This is a genomic window from Streptomyces sp. NPDC007901, from assembly GCF_042959465.1.
In the GTDB taxonomy this organism is placed as follows: Bacteria; Actinomycetota; Actinomycetes; order Streptomycetales; family Streptomycetaceae; genus Streptomyces.
This window is the reverse complement of sequence record NZ_JBIBKW010000064.1, coordinates 1-8,136: the sequence shown is the minus strand read 5'-3', so window position 1 is coordinate 8,136 and position 8,136 is coordinate 1. Positions and strand designations below refer to the sequence as shown.

General features: G+C 67.6%; 5 protein-coding genes. 4 read left to right on the top strand and 1 reads right to left on the bottom strand.

The genetic code is table 11. The features are described 5' to 3' along the window. Together ACFZDK_RS55290 and ACFZDK_RS55285 are read left to right on the top strand one after the other, a co-directional pair. A partial coding sequence (locus ACFZDK_RS55290) for a transposase (RefSeq protein ID WP_390986888.1) occupies positions 1-336 on the top strand: 336 nt, incomplete at its 5' end. Between the two features lie 50 nt (positions 337-386). Beyond that, the gene (locus tag ACFZDK_RS55285; protein ID WP_390986891.1) at positions 387-1,307 is read left to right on the top strand and encodes an IS3 family transposase; all 921 of its coding nucleotides are present in this window, start codon (positions 387-389) and stop codon (positions 1,305-1,307) included. 461 nt (positions 1,308-1,768) lie between these two features. Here the strand turns inward: ACFZDK_RS55285 and ACFZDK_RS55280 are convergent, their stop codons facing one another. Continuing rightward, positions 1,769-3,124, bottom strand: coding sequence for a hypothetical protein (locus tag ACFZDK_RS55280; RefSeq protein ID WP_390986886.1), 1,356 nt, complete (start codon positions 3,122-3,124; stop codon positions 1,769-1,771). Positions 3,125-3,471: 347 nt separating this feature from the next. Between ACFZDK_RS55280 and ACFZDK_RS55275 the strand changes: the two genes are divergently transcribed. Together ACFZDK_RS55275 and ACFZDK_RS55270 are read left to right on the top strand one after the other, a co-directional pair. Further along, the gene (locus ACFZDK_RS55275) at positions 3,472-4,869 is read left to right on the top strand and encodes a hypothetical protein (RefSeq protein WP_390986883.1); all 1,398 of its coding nucleotides are present in this window, start codon (positions 3,472-3,474) and stop codon (positions 4,867-4,869) included. A gap of 114 nt (positions 4,870-4,983) precedes the next feature. After that, positions 4,984-8,067 (top strand): DEAD/DEAH box helicase family protein, encoded by a 3,084-nt coding sequence (locus ACFZDK_RS55270; RefSeq protein WP_390986881.1) that lies wholly within the window; start codon positions 4,984-4,986, stop codon positions 8,065-8,067. The last annotated feature ends 69 nt before the right edge of the window (positions 8,068-8,136 follow it).

Here is an 8,136-nt window from a genome sequence, read left to right as displayed (position 1 = left end):
CGGTTCGTCTCCAAGGCCGCCTTCGCCCGGTTCAACGGCACCGCCCCAATCCCCGTCTGGTCAGGCAACAAAGTCCGCGTTCGACTCAACCGAGGTGGCAACCGCACCGTCAACCATGCTCTCCACATGATCGCCGTGACCCAGGTGCGAGGCGACGGCGAAGGCGCCACCTACTTCACCAAGCAACTCACCGCCGGCAAGACCAAAACGGAGGCCCTGCGACTGCTGCGGCGTCGCATCTCCGACCGCGTCTACCGAGCCTTGCTTGCCGACCAAACCGACCTCGGCCAACCCCCCAGCCCCCTACCCTCAACGCCCATGAGACTGGCTGCTTGACATAGGAGCATCGCCGAGCTCGACCGGCCACAGGCGCGCTCGTAAGGTTCATCGACGAGCACCGGGACCGCTTCGGCGGCGTCGAGCCGATCTGCAGGACACTCACCGAGCACGACTGCCAGATCGCCCCTTCCACGTACTACGCCCACAAGAAACGCCTCGAAACTCCCTCTGCCCGTTCGGTGCGCGACGAGGAGCTCAAAGAGCGGATCCAGGAGGTCTACACGTCCAACTACCGTGTCTACGGAGCCCGGAAGATCTGGCGCGAGCTGAACCGGCAGGGACATGTGGTGGCCCGCTGCACCGTCGAGCGCCTGATGCGCGAGCTCGGTATCCAGGGCGCGGTGCGCGGCAGACGCGTCATCACCACGATCCCCGGCGGCCAGGCCCAGCGGGCCCCGGACCTTGTCGACCGCGACTTCGTGGCCGGCGCCCCGAACCGCTGTTGGGTGGCCGACTTCACGCACGTGAAGACCTTCGCCGGCGTCGTCTATGTCGCGTTCGTCGTGGACACCTTCTCGCGCCGGATCGTGGGCTGGTCGGCCGCCACGGTGAAGGAGACGGTGTTCGTGCTGGACGCCCTGGAGATGGCGATCTGGCAGCGCGACCGCGACCAACACCCTGTCCAGCCGGGCGAGTTGATACATCATTCGGACGCCGGGTCGCAGTACACGAGCTTCCGCCTCGCCGAGCACCTGGACGCGGCCGGCATCGCGGCGAGCATCGGATCCGTCGGTGACGCGTACGACAACGCCCTGATGGAGTCCACGATCGGCCTGTTCAAGACCGAGCTGATCAAGCCCCAGAGGCCCTGGAAGACGCTCTCCCAGGTCGAGCTGGCCACCGCCGAGTGGATCGACTGGTACAACCACCGCCGACTCCACGGTGAGATAGGGCACATCCCGCCCGTCGAATACGAAGCCAACTACTACACCGAACTCACGAAATCCCAGGTCATCACCACAATCTGAGATCTCTACCGAACCCGGGGCGGTTCAGTGTTGTGCTGCACCCACCTTCTGTAACGTCGCTAACTGGCGGCGGTGAATATGCCTCTACTGATCCGGGCGAGTCCGCAGCCACCAGGGCCCTTCGTTGCCGCGGAGGGCCCCTTTACGGGGAGATGGCCCATCCATTCGACGCACCAGAACAGACAAAATACCCGATTGTGCGCCTTGTGTGGTGCGCCCGCCGAACTGGACTCCCTGCTCATGGGGCTCTGGCCACGGCCTCGGCGACGGCTACCGGTGCCGTCTCAGACGGTCGACTCCAGGCCTGTGCCGCAGCAATTCAACGTCCTCGCCACTGAGGACGCCACCCTGAGCAGTTGCTGGCGAGTCAGCCACAGCGGGGCCACCTCTACTTTCTCCCAGAACCCCACGGCGCGCGGGCTGTTCCTTGCCCGCCCTTCGCCGAGCGCGCCCTTGGGCGCTCATGGGGCAGCCGTTCGAGGGTTCGCCGTGGCGTTCAGGTAGTGGGTGAACTGCTCCTCGCTCAGGCGCTGTCCCGACCAGCCGCTGCAGAACGAGCACATGGGCCCGTTCCATTGCCAGAAGCCCGCCAGGTCCAGCAGTTGCGCGAGGGAGATCCGTGCCAGACCCGGGCCCAGGGACCTCGCATGCTTGCAGGCGTCGCCCACTCCGTGGGAACGGCCCGTGTACCGGCCGTACAGGTTCGACCCGTACACCCACACTCCGGCCAGCGGCCCCAGTCGGCCGGGGTCCTCCCGGAAGGGGCGGACGTCGAAGGATCCGGCGGAGAAGGTGACCGCGTCTGCAAAGGCCTTGCGCAGCCCGAAGTGGACGTCTCGGAGCTGTGCGCCCAGCTCCCTCAGATCCGCTTCGCTTGTCACGTCGGCGGCCAAGGCCAGTGCTGTTCGCTTGTCGCGGCTGTCCCATCCGGCCTGCCGGCAGCGGCCCTGCAGATAGAGCAGGGAGTCCCGGGCGCGCACGCTCCCGATGGTCTCCAGCCAGCCCTCCCGAGCGTGCAGCTGCTGGTCCGACACGTCCGCTCCCCGCGCTGCCGCGGGCTCCTGCTCCTCCTCACGAACGATCGTGAGCGAGGCGGCTCGTGAACGGTAGGCCCGCGAGAGCTCAAGCAGTTCCTCGCGCCGCTGGGCCAGCAGGTCGCCCGGTTGCCGCAAGGCGGGGTCCAGCAGGTAGACGCCGTCCTGGAAGTGGGTGAATCCGATGCTCTCCCACAACGTGGCGATCTTGCGGCGGGCCTGTTGCCGATAGGACTCGGACGCCTCCTCCCGGTTGTCGAGCCATTCGGCCATGCCGGGTTCGGCTGCCACCGCGCAGCAACCGCCAGACAGGCGCCGGATCGCCTCCGCGGCAAGGACGGGACCGAGTCCGAAGCCGCGCCACGACCTGTCCAGGAAGACCCGGTCGAGGATCAGCAGGTCACCGACCGGGCATTCGATGGCCTCGTCAAAGGCGTCGGTGTATTGCCCGGTCCGGGGGTCGAGGACGGTGGAGGCGATGGATTCCAGATCTCCCGACTCCGCGTCGGCGGCCTCCCATCGGTTGTCCGTGGTGTAGCCACGCAGCCGGCACAGGAGCAGGTAGCCGATCTCCGTACCCTCCTCGATGGACCGCTCGCAGGACTCGCTGCACCCCTGGGGGCACTCCCCTTCCTCGCCGTGGAAGAGGCGCACCGAGACGTGCCACTGCTCCAGGGTGTCCTCGAAGTCGTAGGGCTCGAGGGGATGGTCGTGGGTGTAGACCAGGCGCAACCGGGCCGGGTCGCCGGGCAGTTCGCGGGCCGGACGGCGAGATGCAGTCATGTCTGGGGAGGGTAGTGGGCAGGTCTGACAGCCGCCGCAGATACGACCCAGGATGAAAGACCTGCGCCCGTCCCACGCGCACGTGACGCAGGCACCCTGCAGGTGCTGTCCTGGCCTGACGGGACAATGATGCCGAAAAGCCCTACACGAACGGGCCGACCGGCTATGGTCGTTCGCAGACCCGGGTTGTCGATCGCATCGACAGCACCAGTCACTTTTCGATTCTTGCGCTGTCCGGAGATGCGGCTGTACCGCGCCTACCAGCAGCTTTCCCTGTCGTGTGCGGTTGGCCCGTGGCCGGCCGCGGTCGTTGGAGTGCTCCTGTGACAGCCCCACCGGTTCCGGCCGTGCCCCGCAGCTTTCTCTGCGAGCACGCGAGCAGCAAAAGCCGTGTCCTTGTCCTGCTGGCCCATGCGAACGGACCCGCCTGCGCGCAGGCCGTGTTCACCTGCCGGGACGCCCACGTGGCCCAGCACGCGGCCCGGCTGCTGTCGTCCGCCGCCCTCAACGGGGCCCTCACCAAGCAGCAGGAAATCACCGCGCACAAGATTGCCACGGCGCTGCCGGACGCCCCGGCCGCGTCCTTCCGTCAGGCCCTGGAACGCGCTCGGACCGGCGTGTGGCCCAGCGCCGCCCCCGCATTGTTTTCCTGGCCTGCCGACGACCCCTTGGAGGGGCCGGCACAGGACGAGCCCGAACTTCCCGTCTCGGCCACTCGATCACCGAAGGACGCCCGACTGGCCGACCTGCCGGGCCCGGTGGTCCGGGTGGTGCAGTTGCGTGAGTTCCACGTCTACGACCAGGCCAAGCTGGTAGCTGCCGCGACGGCCGGCGGCTGGGAGCCGATGCCGGACGAGGAACTGGGCGAGGACGATCCGCACGACCTCGTGGGCGCGGTCATGTTCGCTGCGGAGAGCACGGGAGAGCTGCCCGGCATGGACTGGCTGACCGATGCGCAGGAAGGCCACCTGCTGCTCCCCACACGGGGAGACGAGGTCGCAGACTGGTCGACCGAACCCGTCCGTATCAACTTCGGTACCGGCTGGCGGCTCCAACACGCCGCCGGCCCCTATGCCGCTTCCCCACGCACCGACGCCACTCCGCCTGCGGCCGAGGAACTGCAACCGGACTTCGCCTCGCTCTTCGCCTTGCCTGCGGCGTGCGACTGCGAGGAGGAAGACTGCCAGAAGTGCCACTGGACGTTCACGCCACGCACGGCCGATCTACTGTTCAGCGCGCTGGACGAGCTTGCTGAGGCGGCCTACGACGACGCCGCCGAGTTGGGTGAGCGTCCCATCACCCAGGACGATGACGGTGCGTGGGGCTTCTTCTCCCGTCTGCCGCAGGTGACATGGCGCCAGAACCTGCGGTGGCGCCGCAACCTGGCCCGGGCCTGCGACGATCTGGCGGGCGACCTCCAGCGCGGCAGCTGGCCCCGGCCCACCTGTGCGGCCGAGGAGATGGTCTTGCACCTCGCTCTCGGCGATGCGCCCGCCCATCTAGAAGCCGGCGACGGCGCGCATGCGGCGCTGCCCAAGCACCGTGACGACTACGACTTCGACGCCTGCTCGGACTTCTTCTTCCAGGACGACGACGTGCTGTGGCTGTACGACAGCAAGTACAGCTCCGATAAAGCGGATGGTGCCGGGTCCTCCCCTGTCCCGCCCGCCTTGGATCCGGACAACTGGTTCGAGGACTTCCTCAACGTCCCCGCGCGCCCTGCCGAGCGCGGGCACCGCCGCTGAGCCGTCGTATCGCCGGGCGGCGTGAGCCGCGATCCCCAACTCATCGTGTTCGCCTGCCTCATCTGCCCAACCGCCGCGGGCCGTCACCCAGATCTGCAACAGAGAGCAACCGGTATGAACGTGAGCACGAAGCCCGTGTGGGTTGAAGAGAGATTCGAGCGCAACAAGGTCCACCAGCTCCTCGTCCCGGCCGGCACGTTGGAGGTCACGGACGAGGATGGGCTGCTGCGTGTCTCCAACGTCTATGGCAGCTGGCCCGCCGTACGTACCGCAGCGGAAGCAGCCGACGAGCTGACGGCCGTGCTGCCCAGCCAGTCCGGTCGCGAGGTGGGCTGGCAGGGCAGTCTCGTCTGTACGCCGCAGACGGTGGTGGAGTCGTATCGGAAGGCCATCGGCTTTCGCCCGTACGGTGAGCCGCGCAGCCTGCGCCGTCCTCAGATCGGCGCCCTGCACGCGGTGATGGGGCACTGGGCCTCGGGTCTTGCCGACCCGGGCATCGTGGTCATGCCCACCGGCACCGGTAAGACCGAGACCATGCTGGCCCTGCTGGTGGCCGCGCGGATGCAACGACTGCTGGTGCTGGTACCCAGTGCGGCGCTGCGGGACCAGATCGCTGGGAAGTTCGAGACGCTCGGCATCCTCCAACAGGAGGAGATCGTGACGCCCGCCGCCTTGCGGCCGCGGGTGGGCCGGCTTGAGCACGGGTTCAAGGATCCCGAGGAAGCGGCCCGGTTTGTTGCGGCATGCAATGTCGTCGTCGCCACCCCGCAGATCCTCAACAAGAGCGTGGGACAGGTGCGGGCGGCGCTGTTGTCATCGTTCTCCCATCTGATCGTGGACGAGGCGCATCACTCCCCCGCGGATACATGGGCGCGGGTGATCGACGACTTCTCCGACCGTCCGGTGCTGTTGTTCACCGCTACCCCGTTTCGGGAGGACGGCCGTCGGCTGCCCGGCCGTACCGTGTTCCGTTTCCCGCTGCGGGAAGCCCAGCGGCTGGAGTACTTCAGACGCATCAACTACCGGGCCGTCTTCGGTGTCGAGGACGTCGACCGAGAGCTGGCCGAGCTGGCCGTGGGCCAGTTGCGTGCCGACCGGGCAGCTGGGCACGACCACTTGCTGATGGCGCGGGCCGCGAACATCCCGAAGGCCGAAGAACTCGGCTTGCTCTACGAGGAGTTGGCGTCCGAGTTCAGTCCCACCGTGGTCCACCAGAACGTGGGTGTCACACGCCGCAAAGCGGCAGTGGAGGCGCTGCGAACACGCGAGTGCCGCATCATCATCTGCGTCGACATGCTCGGTGAGGGGTTCGACGAGCCTGCCCTGAAGATCGCGGCCATGCACGCGGCCCGCAAGAGCCTGAGCCCGATGATCCAGTTCGTCGGCCGGTTCACGCGGGCCGCGAGCGGACTGGGTAAGGCCACTGTGTTCGTCGCGCAGGAGCCGGGTGCCGGCGCCTCGCCGCTGCGCCGCCTGTTGCGCGAGGACGCCGACTGGAATCATCTGCTGCGCGACCTCACCGACCGCGCCACGCTGGCGGCGGAGGAGACCAGCGCTTTCGACATCACGTTCACCGGTGCGCCCGAGGACGTGGCGGTCAGCGTACTGGAGCCGAAGATGAGCGCGGTCGCCTACCGGGCGGCCACCGCGGAGTGGACGCCCGAGACCGCCCTCACGCTCTGCAAGGACAACGAGCGCATCCTGGACAACGCCATGGCCCTGGGCGGCGAGGACTCCCCGGTTGCCTGGTATGTCATCGAGCGGCGCACCCCCGTGCGCTGGGGTGCGCCGCAGGAGTTGGAGCAGGTCGTCTACGAGCTGATCGTGCTCTACTTCGACACCACCAGGCGACTGCTGTACATCCACGGCTCGGAGAAGTCGAGCACCTATAAGGACCTGGCCGAGGCGGTTCTGGGCGAAGGCTGCGAACTGATCAACGGCAAGCGCACCTTCCGGGTGCTGGCCCGCCTGGACCGGCTGGTACCGACCAACGTGGGCCTGAAGGACGCCCGTGACTACTTCACGCGGTTCTCCCTCCACGTCGGCAGTGACGTCTCGCAGGGCTTCACCACCGACCAAGAGCACAAGAGCCAGACCCACATCGCCGCGTCCGGTTTCGACGACGGCGACAGCGTCTCGATCAGTGCGGCACATTCGGGCCGGTTCTGGTCCCCCACTACCGCGTCGAGCCTGAAGGCCTGGACCGACTGGTGCGACCAGCAGGGCACCAAACTGCTGGACAGCACCATCGACCTGGAGCAGGTCTTCGACGGGTTCATCATCCCCGAGGACATCACCGCACGGCCTTCGTACGTGCTGCTGGGCGTGGGGTGGCCCTGGCAGATCTACCTCGGCTCCCGCGACCGGTACACCCTCACCTACGGTAACCGCAGCTACTCGCTCACCGACGTGGACTTCGAGGTCGACGACTACTCCCCCGCCGGCCCGTTCCTGTTCTCCCTGGTCACCCCCGCCTGGCGCGTCGCCTACCAGGCCGACTACGACACCAGAGGCCTGGTCTACCGGGCGCGCGAGCAGGACGCCGTCATCGTGGGCAGCGGCCCGACTGCCGAGCCGCAACCGCTGGAGGAATGGCTCAACACGCACAGGCCCGATCTCTTCCTGGAGGGCGATCGCCTCATCGACGACGAGGGCAAGCTCATCGCCCCGCGCTATGAGCGTCGCCCCTACGACCCGTCCCTGCTCACGCCGCTGGATTGGCAGGGCGTGGATCTCAGCAAGGAGTCACAGAGGCCGGAGCGCCGGACCGACTCCATCCAGTACTACATGTCGGCCCACCTGCAGGCCACCAGCTCCTTCGACGTCCTTCTCGACGACGACGGCACGGGCGAGGCAGCCGACCTCGTCGGCCTCAGGGGCGACGGCCGCTACCTGGATATCACGCTCGTGCACTGCAAGTACTCTCACAAGCCCACCCCGGGCACGCGAGTCGAGGACCTCTACGAGGTGTGCGGCCAGGCCATGCGCAGTGCCAAGTGGCGACGCCAGAACGCGCTGCCCCTGCTGGAGCATCTGCACGACCGGGCCGTCCAGTACGCCCGCCGCACCGGCGGCGTCTCGCCCTACGAAGTCGGCGGCCCCAAGGAGCTGTTCGATATCCATGAGAAGGCCCGTCTGCTGCGGCCCCGATTCCACACGGTCATCGCCCAGCCGATGGTGTCCCTCGTCGTGGTGTAGGCGATCAGCTGGCGGGCTTGTTCGGGGTGTTGGGTAGTGCGGGGGCGCTTTCGAGGCGTTCGCGGTAGA

Excerpts from the sequence above, each read along its gene's own strand:
- ACFZDK_RS55270 (WP_390986881.1), top strand. The coding sequence starts at position 4,984 with ATGAACGTGAGCACGAAGCCCGTGTGGGTTGAAGAGAGATTCGAGCGC.
- ACFZDK_RS55280 (WP_390986886.1), bottom strand. The coding sequence starts at position 3,124 with ATGACTGCATCTCGCCGTCCGGCCCGCGAACTGCCCGGCGACCCGGCC.